The sequence below is a fragment of the Nostoc sp. genome (assembly GCF_036916985.1).
Lineage (GTDB): Bacteria > Cyanobacteriota > Cyanobacteriia > Cyanobacteriales > Nostocaceae > Nostoc.
Map to the genome: position 1 here is coordinate 50,321 of NZ_JBALFD010000012.1, position 14,471 is coordinate 64,791.

The window sequence follows — 14,471 nt, forward strand, 5'->3', positions numbered from 1 at the left end:
CTGAAAACAGAAACTCAGGATGATTCCCACAAAAAGATTCAAGTAATTTATGGGAATTTTTTCAGATCATAATCTACGGTAAGTCGATAGAGTATAGTGTTTTTGTGGGTAATAAGTGGGATGCTATCACATTCCACAGTTGAAAAAAATTAATTTCGCATAAACTGCGATAAGTCCCTCAAATCACCGTAGTATATTGAGTACAGTCTTGAATAGCCAAAACTACGCTCTCTTGGATCTGTCTTCCAAAGTGGAATACGCACTGCTGGCACTCTTAGAACTGGCAAGCCACCACGGAAAAAAACTTCCTTTAACCATGAGCGAGATCACTGCCAAACAACCTATACCTGAGCGCTATCTGGAACAAATTTTGACCAACCTCCGGCGTGCTGGTGTAGTGCAGAGTCAACGCGGCTCTAAAGGAGGTTTCGTTTTAGTTCGTGAACCTTGGCAGATTACAATACTTGAAATTGTCACTTTGGTAGAAGGTGAGCGGAAAGAGAAAGATACCTCTGACTCTCCGACTCTGGAAAAGACTCTGGTTTATGAAGTTTGGGAGCAAGCTAATGCTGCCTCAATAGAAGTTTTGGGTCGTTATACACTCCAAAACTTGTGCGACGAAAGAGAAACTCGCGCCCAACAGAGTCCAATGTATTATATTTAGACACGACGGAGTACCCCCATGCGGATAGCGAAAGATATCACAGAGTTAATCGGACGAACTCCTTTAGTTCAATTAAACAAGATTCCCCAAGCTTCAGGAGCGGTTGCTCGGATTGTGGTGAAGCTAGAAAGCATGAATCCAGCATCTTCTGTGAAAGACCGGATTGGCGCGAGTATGGTGGAAGCGGCAGAAGAAGCAGGCTTGATTCACCCCGGAAAAACTACTTTAGTAGAGCCGACTTCTGGAAATACAGGAATTGCGCTGGCGATGGTGGCAGCCGCTAAGGGTTATCATCTTATTCTAACGATGCCTGACACAATGAGCCACGAAAGACGCTCTATGCTGAAAGCTTATGGCGCTCAATTAGAGTTAACGCCAGGGGTAGAAGGGATGCGAGGAGCGATCGGTCGTGCAGAGCAGATTTTAGCTCAAACGCCCAATGCTTATATGTTGCAGCAGTTCCGCAACCCAGCTAACCCAAAAGTTCACGCAGAAACCACAGCCGAAGAAATTTGGAATGACACCGATGGAGAAGTAGATATTCTCGTGGCGGGAGTGGGTACTGGTGGGACGATTACGGGAGTTGCAGAAGTTATTAAAGGACGGAAGCCGAGTTTTCAAGCGATCGCAGTTGAACCAAGCAGCAGTCCAGTATTAACAGGTGGTAAATCAGGGCCTCACAAAATTCAAGGTATCGGCGCGGGATTTATCCCCGCAATTTACCGTCCAGAACTGGTAGATGAAGTGATTCAGGTAGCGGATGAGCAAGCGATCGCTTACAGCCGTCGCCTTGCCAAAGAAGAAGGATTGCTATCGGGGATTTCGACTGGCGCTGCTTTATATGCGGCTATTCAAGTAGCACAACGGCCAGAAAATGCAGGTCGCCTCATCGTCATGATCCAACCTAGCTTTGGCGAACGCTACCTCAGTACCTCATTGTTCAAAGACCCAGAAGAGAATGAGTGGTTGAGTAAAGTTTAATTTGATAGACAAATTTTGGATTTTGGATTTTAGATTTTAATATCTTGCACCAGGCGACTAGAAATCGTGGCTACACGAGACTTGACCTGCCTTTGCAGGTTGAAAAGCCTTGATTTTGCATTAGTCCGCGTAGGCGGACTTAGTTTGTATAGCCACGATTTCTAAGGGACTTCCAAATAAAAAAATATTCAATTAACTCTTGTGGGGTGGGCGACATAAGAGCCATATCGACTGGGCGCTCATGTTGCCCACCCCACAATATTGGATAATTTATTTCTTGGAGTTCCTTAATTGCTAGGGTTAGGTGCAAGATGTGAGGATTTTTAATCTAAATCAAAATCTAAAACTAGCTTCAATACTTGTCGGTTAACGGGAAAAGGGGAATGGGAAAGGGGAAAGAAAAAACCTTTAACCTTTTCCCAAAACCAAATTCCAGTTTAAAATCCACGAACCGAGCAGTATTGAAACTGGCTTGGTTAACTACTAGAATTTTCGCGAATTTCGTCGGCACTTTCATTATTTTTCACTAAAATTATCAAACAGACACCACTAGCAGCTAGCTTGATTGGACTTAAAGCTTCACTTTTCAATACAATAAAAGTGCCTAATCCTATCAAAACAAAAGGCACAAGATTATTAACGTAACGAGTCAATATCTCAGCTATGACTCTATTGTTAATTAATTTGTATGCTGCGTAGCACCAAATTCCTAATAATAGAAAAAATAATCCGATAATTACTAAAAAACTCTCTAAGTTGCAGCTAGCAAATAAAGGGATGTAAACGCTAATATTATCGCTACCATTGGCAATTGTCACGGCTGACACACTATAAACCTGGGGAGAAAAAAAACTAGTAATTGTTGATGCTTCATCTGCTTCTGCTGTATCTACAACTTCTTTTGATGAATCTTCTTCCCGATTCACCAAGCTACTGATACCTATAGATATTGGTAGTAAACCAAGTAATCCAATCCAGCTTTTTGAGAATACTAACCCACCAAATAAACCAGGAAGACTCAGAATTAAAAGAACTGTAAAACCTAGAAATTGACCAGCAACTATATGCCGGGGCCGAAAGTTAGGATTTATTTGAGAAAAAAACAACAATAGAATGACAATATCATCAATGTTAGTGGCAATGAACGTAATCGCCCCTGTAGTAATTGCAGTAAGTAACTCGTTCATATTTTAAGAGAAATATAGACATACTTTTATCTGGGAGCAGGCTACTCAATGCCTCTCTTAGAGAAGCATTCCAAAGAGAAGAATGCAAATAAATTGGCGTGTCAAGGCTAAAATGTTGCAAAAAAATTGTCGGTTGGATGGAGGCTTTGGGCATTGGTGTCAACTTAAACTGAAACTCCCTTAAAACCTCGTTTCCAGTCTCCGGCTGGAAATGCAACTCAAAAGCGTCTCTGCCGCGAGTTCGAGAGGCGGAGCCTCAACGACGAGCATTCCCAGTCTCCGACTGGGAACGAGGCAGCCAAAGCCAACATCCTGATAATCTGTTGGGTTGCGCTCCACTCCACCCAACCTACGTCTAATGCACTATTTTTTTGCTTGCCATTATTGGATTGGGATCTGAATTTTTGCCATAAATCTCGTAAATCGGTGAAATTCATTGAATAATCACTTTGTCTATATTAAAGCTTAGTTCTGCCAGAAGGTTAATTTGGTATGGTTATAAATCGTAGATTCTAAAAATCCAGCATGAGTAAGCTAGGGACAGCTTTCAGTGAAGGGATAATTGCCTTCATCGCCACCAACATAGATGACATCATTATCTTGTTAATATTTTTTTCACAGGTAGATGGTAATTTTCGGCGGCGGCATATCTTACTCGGTCAATATCTGGGTTTTGCAGCCATTATCATCGCTAGCTTACCAGGATTTTTTGGTGGATTGGTTATACAGCGAGAATGGATAGGATTGCTAGGATTGCTACCAATTGGTATTGGTATTCACCACTTAGTATATAAAGAAGAAGATACTATAACAGTTCAGACAGTCAGTAGTGATTTTAACCAGCCCACATCTACTAACCCGGTATTGTCTTTTATTTTGAGTGTTTTACACCGCCAAACTTATAAAGTGTCAGCAGTGACGATCGCTAATGGTGGTGACAATATTAGTGTATATGTCCCTTTGTTCGCTGGTCACGATCTTGCCAGCTTGGGAGTAATTATAAGTGTATTTTTTATCATGGTAGGGATTTGGTGTGCGATCGCTTATTTTTTAAGCCGTCAACCTACCATTGCCGATCTTTTAAATCGCTACGGTCAAGCTGTTATACCTTTTGTGTTAATTGGCTTGGGTCTGTTCATTATGTATGACCGAGGTACATTCACTCTACTACCTTGGGTGAGAAATTAATCAATGGTGGATGCTGGATGTTGAATGCTGGATTGGGAATTGAAAATCTCAAATTGGTTACACCTGATGAACTAATTTCCAACTCACCATCATCAAAATGGCATAAATGATAAACCGTAACGGACGTTGCGGGGCTACCTCGCAGACTTTAGCACCTAGTAACACCCCAGGCACAGAGCCTAGCCATATAGGCAGTACCAAACTCCAATCAACTGTTCCCAGGCTGAGATGACCGAGGGCTGTAAACAGCAGTAAAATTGCTGCGTGTGAAATATCTGTACCCACTAACTTCCGAGCATCAAGGCGGAAAAACCCAATCAGCACTAGGGCAAACATTGAACCTGAGGAGACACTGGTTAGACCAACTAAACAGCCTAAAATTGCTCCCAAACTAATTGTTACAAATCGACCAAAGTTAGTTTCTAAGTCTAACTTTGGCAGTTCGGGTAAATTAAATTTGGGGAAAAAAGTCAATAACAACAATTGCACTAGTGCTAATACTGTGACTAGCAAAATCATTCCGCCAAGCAAACGGAGCAAGATGTTATCTAGGTTGTACTCACCTGTACGTTTAATGAAGTGCAAAATCCCCACCCCCAACAGTGAGCCTGGAACACTCCCGAAGGCCAACCATTTGACAACTTCTGTGTCAAGGGTTTTCTGTTCCCAATGCTTGACGCTACCAACAACTTTCATCAACGTAGCGGCCACAACATCAGAACTCACAGCAATAGAAGGCGGAACCTGAAAAACAAAAATCAACATTGGCGTGATGAGAGAGGCTCCACCAATTCCCGTCAAACCAACGATGATGCCAACAAAAAAGCTTAAGAACGGTAGTAATAGATAGTGCATACTCTTCAGGGGTTTCAACAATTAGTTATCAGTTATCAGAATCTTGTTGAGTCTCCTACTTCTACAAGTGAGCAGCCTCAGTTAGGGTTTAAATCCCCAAACGAAGCCTTGATAACTTTTTACTGACTTAACTACGAGCAGCTAGAATTTCAATTCAGCTTTAGCTTCACTGCTAGAAAGCAGCAAGTCAGCCAAACTATAGCCCAGTGGTAGACAGAGCTAGTTATGGTGAGTTATTGTGTTTCTCAAGAGATGAGTGACACAAGGCTTATCCAGCTAAGAGTTAGGGCAGAGGATTCCTGGATAACTTCAAACCTGTCTGGAAGTTTTTGTAAGCATGAGAACTGGCATTTAGCTCAAAAAGACTTTGATAACTGCTTATTGGTCAGTTGCTCTGCTAAACTCAACTTCTAACTAGGTTTTTCTGCGGTTTTACATGTAAAAGCACGTAAGGCGATGCACTTACCGTATTTTACTCGTAATCATGATTAAACGTCCAGCGTATTCGCGTTGTATATCGCTCAATTATCTGCTTAATACTCCGTAGCCAGTTAAACTTCTTAGGACTGGTTGCTAGAAAAATTACCTACAAGTTAATCACCATAGGGATAATTCACCAGAAGAGGACAAGGGAACAAGGAAAATAATTAAACTACACCATTCCCCAGACGTAGGTTGGATGGAGCGGAGCGCAACCCAACAAGCAATTCGATTTGATTTCTGAATCACTCGTAGAGGTAAGGGACTGGGACTGGGGACTGGGAAGAAGGAATAAAGGTGTACTGAGTTTTGTTCAAAGATCAAATATGAGTCCTATATATCAGAATGTTGGGTTACGCAAAGCCTCCACCCAACCTACAATTTTTTTGCTTTTTTCTCCCCCCTGCATCCCCTGCCCCCCTGCCTGCCTCAACGGATAAATTTCTTCACCTAACCGTATTGTCCCCACTCAAATTAACTAAGGCTGTGAAAGTGATTACAATACTCGAAGTCAAATCCGATTCCCTAGCCTAATCACTCATGCAAAACTTTGTTTTTTACAACCCTGTCAAAATCCTGTTTGGCAAAGGTCAAATTGCCAAAATTGCTGCTGAAATTCCTGCTGATGCCAAAATTCTGATTACTTATGGTGGGGGTAGCATCAAAACTAACGGTGTCTACGATCAGGTGAAGTCTGCATTGGTTGGACGAAATGTCCTTGAGTTTGGTGGAATCGAACCCAATCCTCATCTGGAAACCCTCTTGAAAGCGGTTGAAGTAGTGCGGAATGAGGGCATAGACTTTCTACTTGCTGTCGGTGGCGGTTCAGTTCTTGATGGCACTAAGTTTATTGCTGCTGCGGTTCCCTTTGTCGGCGATCCTTGGGACATCCTCGCCAAAGACGCACCTGTAAAGGCTACTGTACCCTTTGGTACAGTTTTGACTTTACCTGCAACAGGCTCGGAAATGAATACGAATGCGGTTGTGACTAAGTGGGAAACTCAAGAAAAATTAGCTTTCAGCAGTCCTTTGGTATTTCCCCGTTTCTCAGTTCTCGATCCAGAAACAACTTTTTCCCTACCTGTGCGGCAAATTAGCAATGGAATTGTCGATGCTTACACCCATGTGATGGAACAGTATTTGACTTATCCAGTCAACGCACCACTACAAGATCGATTAGCTGAATCAATTTTGAAAACGCTAATTGAGGAAGGGCCAAAAACGCTAGCGAATCCTCAAGACTACGATGCACGGGCTAATGTGATGTGGTCTGCAACGCTAGCACTAAATGGGTTAATTGGTGCAGGAGTACCCCAAGATTGGGCAACTCACATGATTGGGCACGAATTGACAGCACTGCATGGTTTGGATCATGCTCAAACTTTGGCTGTTGTACTACCTAGCACCTTGACAATTAGGCGCGATCGCAAATGGCAAAAACTCTTACAATATGCCGAGCAAGTTTGGGGAATTGTCGATGGTAGTGAAGAAGAACGGGTTACTGAAGCGATCGCTAAAACTCGCAATTTCTTCGAGTCCGTTGGTGTACGCACGCGCTTGTCTGATTATGGTGTTCAACTCGATACCATTCCTGTAATTATTGAGCGCTTTGAAAAACGCGGTACTGTAGCTTTGGGAGAATATAAAGATGTTAATTCTCAGGTAATTGAGCAGATTTTAACTCTCTCAGTATAGGATTAGGGACTGGGGATTGGGGATTAGGGAAAGAACTAATGCTCAGTGCCTCGTTTCTTGACTTAGCGCTGAAAAATACTTGACTTACAAGCAAATCTCATTGATAATTCAAACAAACCGTTCGGTCTGTAATATTTTATTTACAGCAAGCCCCAGTCCCCAATCCCTAGTCCCCAGTCCCCAATGTCCAAAGGCGAAGAAACAAAAAGCAGAATTCTCCAGCAAGCAGCCGAATTGTTTAACCAACAGGGGTATGCAGGATCATCGATGTCTGACATTATGCGTGTTACTGGATTGCAAAAAGGAGGAATTTACAATCACTTTCAAAGCAAAGATGATCTCGCTCTACAGGCTTTTGATTTTGCGATCGCTCACATCAAACAGCATACTAGATTTGCATTACGAAGCAAACGCCACGCAGTAGAACGGCTGCAAGCAATCATTGGGGTATTTAGTAGCTTCGCAGAAAATCCACCGATCAAGGGAGGGTGTCCATTGCTGAATACTGCTGTAGAGAGTGATGATGCTCATCCGGCGTTGCGAGAACGCGCTCAACAAGCAATGAACTCGTGGCTAAATCTGATTCATCGAATTATTGAAACGGGAATTGAAAAGGGTGAAATTCGCCCGGAAGTGAGTGCTGATGAAATTGCTACCATCATCATTGCAACGTTAGAAGGAGCCGTAATGATGAGCAAGCTTTATGGAGATTCAATTCACATGCACAGAGTAATTAATCACCTGAATCAATACTTGGAAACTCACCGAAACAGTACTCAGTACTCCTGAACTTTAAAAGTATGGCACAAATCAAGGTATATGGTTTAGCAGAAAAATTAAATACTGTCAAAATAGAGTTATCAAATATAATCCATGCGTCTGTTATTCAGGTTTTACAGCTTACCCCTGAAAAAAGATTTCACCGTTTTTTCCCATTGGATAAATCAGATTTCTACTATCCATCTGATAGATCAGACAATTATCTGATTATTGAAATTAGTATGTTTGAGGGGCGATCGGTGGAGACAAAAAAACAGTTGATTCGCCTACTGATTGAAAATATTAATGAAAAATTGAATATTGCTGTATATGACATTGAAATCACAATTTTTGAAACGCCTAAATATAACTGGGGTATTAGAGGTTTACCTGGTGACGAGTTAATCTTAAACTACAAAGTAGAAGTTTGAAACTATATATGTATGGCTAATGGGTTATTAGACAATTAATAATTACTCATACCTAAAATAGATGAATAATTTTACAAATCAATGGTCTTAAAACTCCTGGGATAAATAATGCTAGTAAATAACAACTTACATAGACCATTAGAAGTAGTATTGGCGATTCCTGTAAAAACTTATGATATTGACTTTATGGGAATCGTGAGTAATATTGTGTATATCAGATGGCTAGAGGATTTACGTTTAAAGTTTTTAGATGAACATTGGCAACTCAATCAACAAATTGAGCAAGGATATACACCGATTTTAGCTGGAACAGAAATTGAATATAAACGTCCGATAAAGATGATTGATCAAGTAATTGGACGTTTATGGCTGAGTAATTTAGGACGGTTGAAGTGGACTGTGCAAGCTGAAATTTTATCTAACAATGAGTTAGCAGCAGTAGCTACCCAGAAGGGTGCTTTTGTCAATTTGCAAAATAGTCGTCTTATTCCCATTCCAGAGGAATTACAGAAGAAATATTTACAGTATCAACAAGGGATTCAGAAAATTTAACAATTAGGAATACCTTTGATATTTTTTTGAGTTATTACAGACTGTTCGGTCTGTTATGGTTCAAAGGCAAAATGCTATGCCGCTTGTCAACACTGTGGAGCAGATTACAGGCAAACAACCAATATTATTGGCTGAATTTGTTCAAAAGCATCGTGAACGCTTACTCAACAAAATTGCTCAAGTTAATTTGGCAACATTTGAATAAAAATCTATGTTGAGGATAAATAACAAGTGATTAGCTTGAGGAAGTGGCTTATGCTTCTTCGAGGATGCTTCACGTTTGGATAGACGGAAAGCCTTTCATAGATGCGTCCTATAGCTGCTTATGTCCAGCGATCGCAATGCTTGAAGCGGGATATCAGGAAGTAATTGCGATCGCTAGGGAGCAAGGAAGACCCATTCCAAAATCTCTGCCACAGGTGTGCTGCAATCAGTGTAGGTCTTTTCGTTGGCGCAGCCTCTCGTAGAAGAGAAGAGAAGCCTACATTGCCTCCTGCCTTCTTCATTCCCTAAAGCAGGTAAAATTGCAAGTGTTGAGGGGATAAAAATCATGGATGCTTCTCTGGCTGAAGTGGAGAAATGACAGTGATTAAATTGGTAGTTTTGAAATTAAGTAAAAAAATCATCCCCATAAATAAATTGAGGAAATTTGATCGGGAAGTATCAAAAAGTAAAAATATTGATAAACTTCTTTTGCCTTGTTCTGTCATTACGAATTATCTTGGAGGGTAATACTGAGGATTCATCACTGGCGATTGATAACCGTTTGGCGGTACAGTACTTCCCATACTGTTGGGTACAGGAGTGACAATAGGAGGCTGATAAATGCTCATGGGAACTGTGCCTGTTGTACCGTTGGATAAAGCAGGATTCACAACCTGAGGCTGATAACCATTTGCGGGTACTGTATTTGTAGTAGTGCCAGGTGTGACAGCATTCTGGCTAAACTCTTGGTAAGCGAAACGAGAAATTGAGCTAATCAATTTTTCGGCGCGAGGATCGTTTGCGGGGCGTTGTACCATAACGGAAGCGATGTAGCGCTTGCCAGTTGGAACAACAATTAAACCTGCATCTGCCAACATTGTGCCGATATCGCCCGTTTTGTGGTATGCTCTCGCACCTGTTCCTAAACCTGAGGGTAGCAGAGTGTCTTTCTGGGTGCGGCGCAAAATATCAAGCATGAGATCGCGTGATGGCGCACTCACTAAATTTCCCTGACTCACAATCGCCATCAAATTCCCTAGTTCCTTGGGACTAGTAGTGTTTGTCCCTTGCAAATCTGGGAGTTGATTGCGGATTACCGTGGTTGTCAATCCCCAACTGCGGAAACGCTGGTTTAAAGCGTCTATTCCTCCGAGTCGAGCAATCAGCATATTTGTTGCTGTGTTGTCGCTGATTGTAATCATTTTAGTGACCACTTCCAGAGCGGCGTACTGGGTTCCTGGTGGTTTGTATTGCAGATTACCTGAACCGCCAGCTACCAAATCCTGTTGCATGGTTAGCATTTCATCCAGGTGAATTTTCCCTGCGTCCACATCCTGGAAAAAGGCAAGCAGAATCGGCACTTTAATCGTACTGGCCGCTGGAAAACTGGTAGAGGCATTGATATCTACATAACTACCAGTATCCAAATCTACTAAGAAAACTCCGGGTGTGAGATTTGGGTTAGTGGCCGCCAAATTTTGCACGGCATTTTTCAAAGAGGTAATTTCTTGAGATAGATATAGACTTGAAGACGCAACTGGAGGAGTTTGGGAAGGTTGCGGCTGCGATCGCACCACATTACTATTAGATTGCGATGTCGAACTTGTGCTGATGCGATTTGCTGGGTCTAATATTGACAACGCCGTGCCCACAATTGCACCCATCCCCACACCCACAATCAATAACCGCAAAACATACAATATGGTTTTGGCCATTGGCTTTAACCGGGTTTTCCGCGATGAGCGCCTGCTTGGTTTTGGCTTTTCCATCCGCACTGTTTTAACCATCACAGCACCCGGTCGGAAGGGAGGAATTTTTCCCTTTGCACTAGGTACTGGTTTTACTGCCGTTGGCATAACTAACCCCGATTTTACCCTACGTGTAGTACCAGGGGTTGGGGGAGGAATGATTTGATTTTTTGAGCGTGTTAGCGCCCCTACTCGTCCATTTGTAGTTTGCGGCTGGCTGTTAGCTTTAACTTTCTTCTTCACCACTTTTTGAACTTTTTGTGGCGGCTGGCGGCGATTTAAGGGTTGACGCCGCGAGAAAGCTGTTAGTTCGTCACTTGACTCTGACACAGTTACTCCTTGTGACCCACTTGACTGTTTTCTTGCAGACTCCTGACCCAAAACTTAATCTTTAAGCAATATTAATACTCAAATTCTACTTTGCCACTAAGTAACATTTTTGTGTTTAGTTTAAGCGATATTAAATATTTTGGGGGGATGATTGCGTATATATTAAACGAATAATTACAAGTTTTCACCATCCCTCTGATTTTTCAGGGCCCATTCTACCTGCTGCAAAATTCCTCGTAGCATGGCTACTTCCCCAGTCTTCAGATGAGCGCGATTATATAGTTGGCGAAATTTTCCCATGCGACTCGCTGCTGTATGGGGATACACATAACCAATTTTCAGTAATAGTGATTCTAATTGCTGGTAGTATCCTTCCACTGCATCTAAGGTTGCAAGTTCCGTTTCGGGTAAGGTTTGGGTATCAAGTTGCTGGGCAGATTGTGACAATTCATAACAACAGATTGCAACGGCAGTAGCCAAATTCAGTGCGACATAATCTTGACTTGTGGGAATGCCAACAAACCGTTGTGCATAATTTAATTCTTCATTGCTTAATCCTCGGTCTTCTCTGCCAAAAATCAGGGCTGCGGGTTTTTCTGGTTCCTCCAGTAACCAGGGTAGTGCAGTCCGGGGATTTTCTAAGGGTGTTTCCCAACTACGAGGGCGACCAGTAGTAGCGATCGCCCGGACACATCCATGCAATGCTTCTGGTAAGGTCGCCACTATTACCGCAGATTCTATAATTTCCTGAGCGTGAACAGCCATCATCAAAGCTTCCGTCGATAGCGGATCGCATTGGGGGTTCACTAATACTAAATTATATAGCCCGAAATTTTTCATTACCCTGGCGATCGCGCCGATATTTATCGGCCCAGCTGGTTCTACCAACACAATTCTTAATCCAGCCAAGCCCATTTTTTGCCTCCTGCGATCGTACCAGTACTTACAGACTAATTTTCAGCGTTGTGGTTCTACTGAAGAGTTTCCCTGAAATCATTTTACCTGTGTAAGTGAATGGATGCGTCAGGTCTGAAGAGTTCAGCGCAATCTTTGCCGTTGGGCTAGTCGTTCGTCGCTATTTAGAAGTTACCTGCTTTAATCATCACAACTAAGTGTTCAATACGTTCATACTCATCTAGTTCTTTCAACTCCGTGGGTGTAAGTTCACCTGCGTTACTGCGTGTTAACAAGGTACGCAACCGTTCTTGCATTTCGGGAGTATGTTTAAATTCAGCAATTTGTTCAGGAGTGGGGTTGCTAGCCAAAAAATCTAAGATATATCGGTAAACTTGTGCTGGTACAGCTGGTTGTTGGAGACTCAATGCAAGTAGTTCAGGTAAGCGATCGCCTACTTGTGCTAGTTGTAGAGATAATTCCTCTGATACTTCTACGGTAATTCTTGGCATGGGGATTGCATTGGCAATTTACTATTATTAAATGATATATCTCGAAATCTTTCATTACTCTGGCGATCGCTCCGACATTGATCGCCCCAGCTGGTTCTACCAACACAATTCTTAATCCAGCCAAGCTCATTTATTTGTCTCCTGCCCCCTGCCCCCTGCCCAAATATGTCTCACATTCTTGTCGAAAATCTCAGGAAGACTTTCTTTGTGTCTGAACGTTACTCTGGGCTTTTCGGTTCAATACGAGGGCTTGTGCAGCGAAAAACTAAAGAAGTTGATGCCCTCAAAGGAGTTTCGTTTTCCCTGGAACGGGGAGAACTTGTAGGATACATTGGCCCAAATGGAGCAGGTAAATCGACTACTATAAAAATTTTAAGCGGCATTCTCGTACCTTCCAGTGGAAAATGCCTAATTGGCGGACGAACTCCTTGGAAAGATCGAATCAAGCACGTTAATCGTATCGGTGTAGTGTTTGGTCAAAGAACACAACTCTGGTGGGATTTACCAGTGATTGAGTCTTTCGATTTGCTGCGGGATATTTATCGCGTTCCCCAATCGGAGTATCGCCAGACACGCGAAGAAATGATTGATTTGCTTGGTCTTGGAAGCTTTCTCTCGACTCCAGTGAGACAGTTAAGCCTTGGTCAAAGGATGCGATGTGACTTCGCAGCCGCAATGCTTCACAGACCGGAAATTCTTTTTCTTGATGAACCTACCATCGGGCTTGATGCAGTTTCCAAGCTTGCAGTCAGAAAATTTATCAAAGCGCTGAATAAAACTCATCAAGTAACCACGATCCTGACTACCCATGATATGGATGATATCGAGGCATTGTGCGATCGCATAATAGTTATTGGTGGAGGTGAAATCCTTTGTGATGGAACTTTAGCAGCACTGCGTTCTGAAGTTTCCTCGCGTCGGTACTTAAGAATTGACCTAGCAAATGATGATTTCTTCTTTGAAGAAGAAGGAGTCAGTATTATCTCTAAAGAAGGTCGCACCGTAACTCTAGCCTTCGATCCCACAAAGCTTTCTGCTGCGTCTTTAATTAGCCAAGTTACCTCGCAACACGAAGTAGAGGATCTTTTTGTGGAAAATCCACCCATTGAAGAGATAGTTGCTGAACTTTATGCAATTTCAGCCGGAATTAGCCCATGAAAGCATATTGGTCACTGTTTGTTGCTAGATTTACCCTGCTGTTGCAATACCGTGCTGCTGCTTTGGCAGGCATTGGAACTCAGCTTTTCTGGGGGTTAGTGAAAGTAATGGTTTTACAGGCATTCTTTACTCATACAACCTCTGCTCAACCTATCACTTTTCAACAAGCTGTAGGATATGTGTGGCTGGGACAGGCGTTTCTAATGGCGATTGTCCCTTGGGGAGGTGATAGAGATATTCAAGAACTCATCCGAACTGGTGCTGTAGGATACGATCTTCTGCGACCCACAGACCTTTATAATTTTTGGTTTACTCGCGCTTTGGCACTTCGTACAACGCCCCTAATACTTCGTGCCATTCCGCTTCTTAGTGTCACAATTTTTATTTTCCCCCTTTTAGGGCTTGATGAATGGTCGCTTGCTTTTCCACCCTCCTTTGCTTCTTTTGTTGCCTTTATTCTCTCTTTTATTGGCGCAATTTTACTTTCATCTGCATTAACTATGCTTCTGACTGTATCAATTATGTGGACAATTTCGGGCGAGGGAATTAATAGTATTCTACCTACTCTTGTTACTATCTTCTCTGGCATGATTGTTCCTTTACCACTTTTTCCTGAGTGGAGCAAGCCTTTTTTAAATGCACTCCCTTTTTCAGGACTAATCGACAAACCTTTTCGTCTTTTTAGTGGAAATCTTCAACCAAACGCCCTGTTTAATGTTTTGCTGCATCAAGCTTTTTGGATAGTTGTCATTATTACCCTTGGGCGTGCCCTTGTGAAATATGGTATCAGAAAACTTGTAATTCAAGGAGGATAAGTAAATAATTCGTAATTC

At 42.3% G+C, this 14,471-nt stretch carries 16 protein-coding genes and 1 pseudogene; 10 read left to right on the forward strand and 7 right to left on the reverse strand.

The genetic code is table 11. The features are described 5' to 3' along the window. Positions 1-208: 208 nt before the first annotated feature. Entirely contained in the window at positions 209-664 is a 456-nt protein-coding gene (locus V7L07_RS02380) for an RrF2 family transcriptional regulator (protein WP_256875020.1), read from the forward strand. An 18-nt stretch (positions 665-682) separates the two neighbouring features. Next, positions 683-1,645, forward strand: coding sequence for a cysteine synthase A (gene cysK, locus V7L07_RS02385; protein ID WP_335054699.1), 963 nt, complete (start codon positions 683-685; stop codon positions 1,643-1,645). Positions 1,646-2,121: 476 nt separating this feature from the next. On the opposite strand, the gene V7L07_RS02390 is transcribed toward cysK, so the two are convergent. After that, a complete protein-coding gene (locus V7L07_RS02390) occupies positions 2,122-2,832 on the reverse strand; it encodes a cadmium resistance transporter (RefSeq protein WP_335054701.1) in 711 nt (236 codons plus the stop codon). Between the two features lie 525 nt (positions 2,833-3,357). Here V7L07_RS02390 and V7L07_RS02395 point away from each other — a divergent pair. Further along, positions 3,358-4,020, forward strand: coding sequence for a cadmium resistance transporter (locus V7L07_RS02395; RefSeq protein ID WP_335054703.1), 663 nt, complete (start codon positions 3,358-3,360; stop codon positions 4,018-4,020). 57 nt (positions 4,021-4,077) lie between these two features. On the opposite strand, the gene V7L07_RS02400 is transcribed toward V7L07_RS02395, so the two are convergent. Then, the gene (locus V7L07_RS02400) at positions 4,078-4,875 is read right to left on the reverse strand and encodes a sulfite exporter TauE/SafE family protein (RefSeq protein ID WP_335054705.1); all 798 of its coding nucleotides are present in this window, start codon (positions 4,873-4,875) and stop codon (positions 4,078-4,080) included. A 1,020-nt stretch (positions 4,876-5,895) separates the two neighbouring features. Here V7L07_RS02400 and V7L07_RS02405 point away from each other — a divergent pair. From V7L07_RS02405 to V7L07_RS02425, 5 genes are all read left to right on the forward strand, one after another. After that, entirely contained in the window at positions 5,896-7,050 is a 1,155-nt protein-coding gene (locus V7L07_RS02405; protein ID WP_335054707.1) for an iron-containing alcohol dehydrogenase, read from the forward strand. Between the two features lie 183 nt (positions 7,051-7,233). Further along, on the forward strand, positions 7,234-7,839 hold the full coding sequence (locus V7L07_RS02410; protein ID WP_335054709.1) for a TetR/AcrR family transcriptional regulator: 606 nt from the start codon (positions 7,234-7,236) through the stop codon (positions 7,837-7,839). Positions 7,840-7,850: 11 nt separating this feature from the next. Then, positions 7,851-8,240, forward strand: coding sequence for a tautomerase family protein (locus V7L07_RS02415; protein WP_335054711.1), 390 nt, complete (start codon positions 7,851-7,853; stop codon positions 8,238-8,240). Positions 8,241-8,348: 108 nt separating this feature from the next. Then, complete coding sequence (locus V7L07_RS02420) at positions 8,349-8,792, forward strand: acyl-CoA thioesterase (protein WP_335054713.1); 444 nt, start codon at positions 8,349-8,351, stop codon at positions 8,790-8,792. 76 nt (positions 8,793-8,868) lie between these two features. Further along, positions 8,869-8,997, forward strand: a complete 129-nt coding sequence (locus tag V7L07_RS02425) for a hypothetical protein (RefSeq protein ID WP_335054715.1) — start codon at positions 8,869-8,871, stop codon at positions 8,995-8,997. A 118-nt stretch (positions 8,998-9,115) separates the two neighbouring features. Here the strand turns inward: V7L07_RS02425 and V7L07_RS02430 are convergent, their stop codons facing one another. The 5 genes and pseudogenes from V7L07_RS02430 to V7L07_RS02450 all read right to left on the reverse strand — a co-directional run. Then, on the reverse strand, positions 9,116-9,298 hold the full coding sequence (locus V7L07_RS02430; RefSeq protein ID WP_335054717.1) for a hypothetical protein: 183 nt from the start codon (positions 9,296-9,298) through the stop codon (positions 9,116-9,118). Positions 9,299-9,508: 210 nt separating this feature from the next. Then, complete coding sequence (locus V7L07_RS02435; RefSeq protein WP_335054719.1) at positions 9,509-11,074, reverse strand: serine hydrolase; 1,566 nt, start codon at positions 11,072-11,074, stop codon at positions 9,509-9,511. Positions 11,075-11,248: 174 nt separating this feature from the next. Further along, positions 11,249-11,989 (reverse strand): RNA methyltransferase, encoded by a 741-nt coding sequence (locus V7L07_RS02440; protein ID WP_335054721.1) that lies wholly within the window; start codon positions 11,987-11,989, stop codon positions 11,249-11,251. 164 nt (positions 11,990-12,153) lie between these two features. Next, positions 12,154-12,480 (reverse strand): hypothetical protein, encoded by a 327-nt coding sequence (locus V7L07_RS02445; RefSeq protein WP_335054723.1) that lies wholly within the window; start codon positions 12,478-12,480, stop codon positions 12,154-12,156. Position 12,481: 1 nt separating this feature from the next. After that, positions 12,482-12,610, reverse strand: a pseudogene (locus tag V7L07_RS02450) (RNA methyltransferase); the annotation flags it as partial. 77 nt (positions 12,611-12,687) lie between these two features. On the opposite strand from V7L07_RS02450, the gene V7L07_RS02455 reads away from it, so the two are divergent. Both V7L07_RS02455 and V7L07_RS02460 read left to right on the forward strand, forming a co-directional pair. Continuing rightward, positions 12,688-13,638: an ABC transporter ATP-binding protein gene (locus V7L07_RS02455; protein WP_335054725.1), complete on the forward strand. Its 951-nt coding sequence runs from the start codon at positions 12,688-12,690 to the stop codon at positions 13,636-13,638. Further along, positions 13,635-14,453 (forward strand): ABC transporter permease, encoded by an 819-nt coding sequence (locus tag V7L07_RS02460; RefSeq protein ID WP_335054727.1) that lies wholly within the window; start codon positions 13,635-13,637, stop codon positions 14,451-14,453. Before V7L07_RS02455 ends, V7L07_RS02460 begins: the two co-directional genes overlap by 4 nt. The last annotated feature ends 18 nt before the right edge of the window (positions 14,454-14,471 follow it).

Bases quoted from the DNA above. Each gene is read 5' to 3' on its own strand.
- cysK (WP_335054699.1), top strand. From the start codon at position 683: ATGCGGATAGCGAAAGATATCACAGAGTTAATCGGACGAACTCCTTTA.
- V7L07_RS02390 (WP_335054701.1), bottom strand. From the start codon at position 2,832: ATGAACGAGTTACTTACTGCAATTACTACAGGGGCGATTACGTTCATT.
- V7L07_RS02395 (WP_335054703.1), top strand. From the start codon at position 3,358: ATGAGTAAGCTAGGGACAGCTTTCAGTGAAGGGATAATTGCCTTCATC.
- V7L07_RS02400 (WP_335054705.1), bottom strand. From the start codon at position 4,875: ATGCACTATCTATTACTACCGTTCTTAAGCTTTTTTGTTGGCATCATC.
- V7L07_RS02405 (WP_335054707.1), top strand. From the start codon at position 5,896: ATGCAAAACTTTGTTTTTTACAACCCTGTCAAAATCCTGTTTGGCAAA.
- V7L07_RS02410 (WP_335054709.1), top strand. From the start codon at position 7,234: ATGTCCAAAGGCGAAGAAACAAAAAGCAGAATTCTCCAGCAAGCAGCC.
- V7L07_RS02415 (WP_335054711.1), top strand. From the start codon at position 7,851: ATGGCACAAATCAAGGTATATGGTTTAGCAGAAAAATTAAATACTGTC.
- V7L07_RS02420 (WP_335054713.1), top strand. From the start codon at position 8,349: ATGCTAGTAAATAACAACTTACATAGACCATTAGAAGTAGTATTGGCG.
- V7L07_RS02425 (WP_335054715.1), top strand. From the start codon at position 8,869: ATGCCGCTTGTCAACACTGTGGAGCAGATTACAGGCAAACAACCAATA.
- V7L07_RS02430 (WP_335054717.1), bottom strand. From the start codon at position 9,298: ATGAAGAAGGCAGGAGGCAATGTAGGCTTCTCTTCTCTTCTACGAGAG.
- V7L07_RS02440 (WP_335054721.1), bottom strand. From the start codon at position 11,989: ATGGGCTTGGCTGGATTAAGAATTGTGTTGGTAGAACCAGCTGGGCCG.
- V7L07_RS02445 (WP_335054723.1), bottom strand. From the start codon at position 12,480: ATGCCAAGAATTACCGTAGAAGTATCAGAGGAATTATCTCTACAACTA.
- V7L07_RS02460 (WP_335054727.1), top strand. From the start codon at position 13,635: ATGAAAGCATATTGGTCACTGTTTGTTGCTAGATTTACCCTGCTGTTG.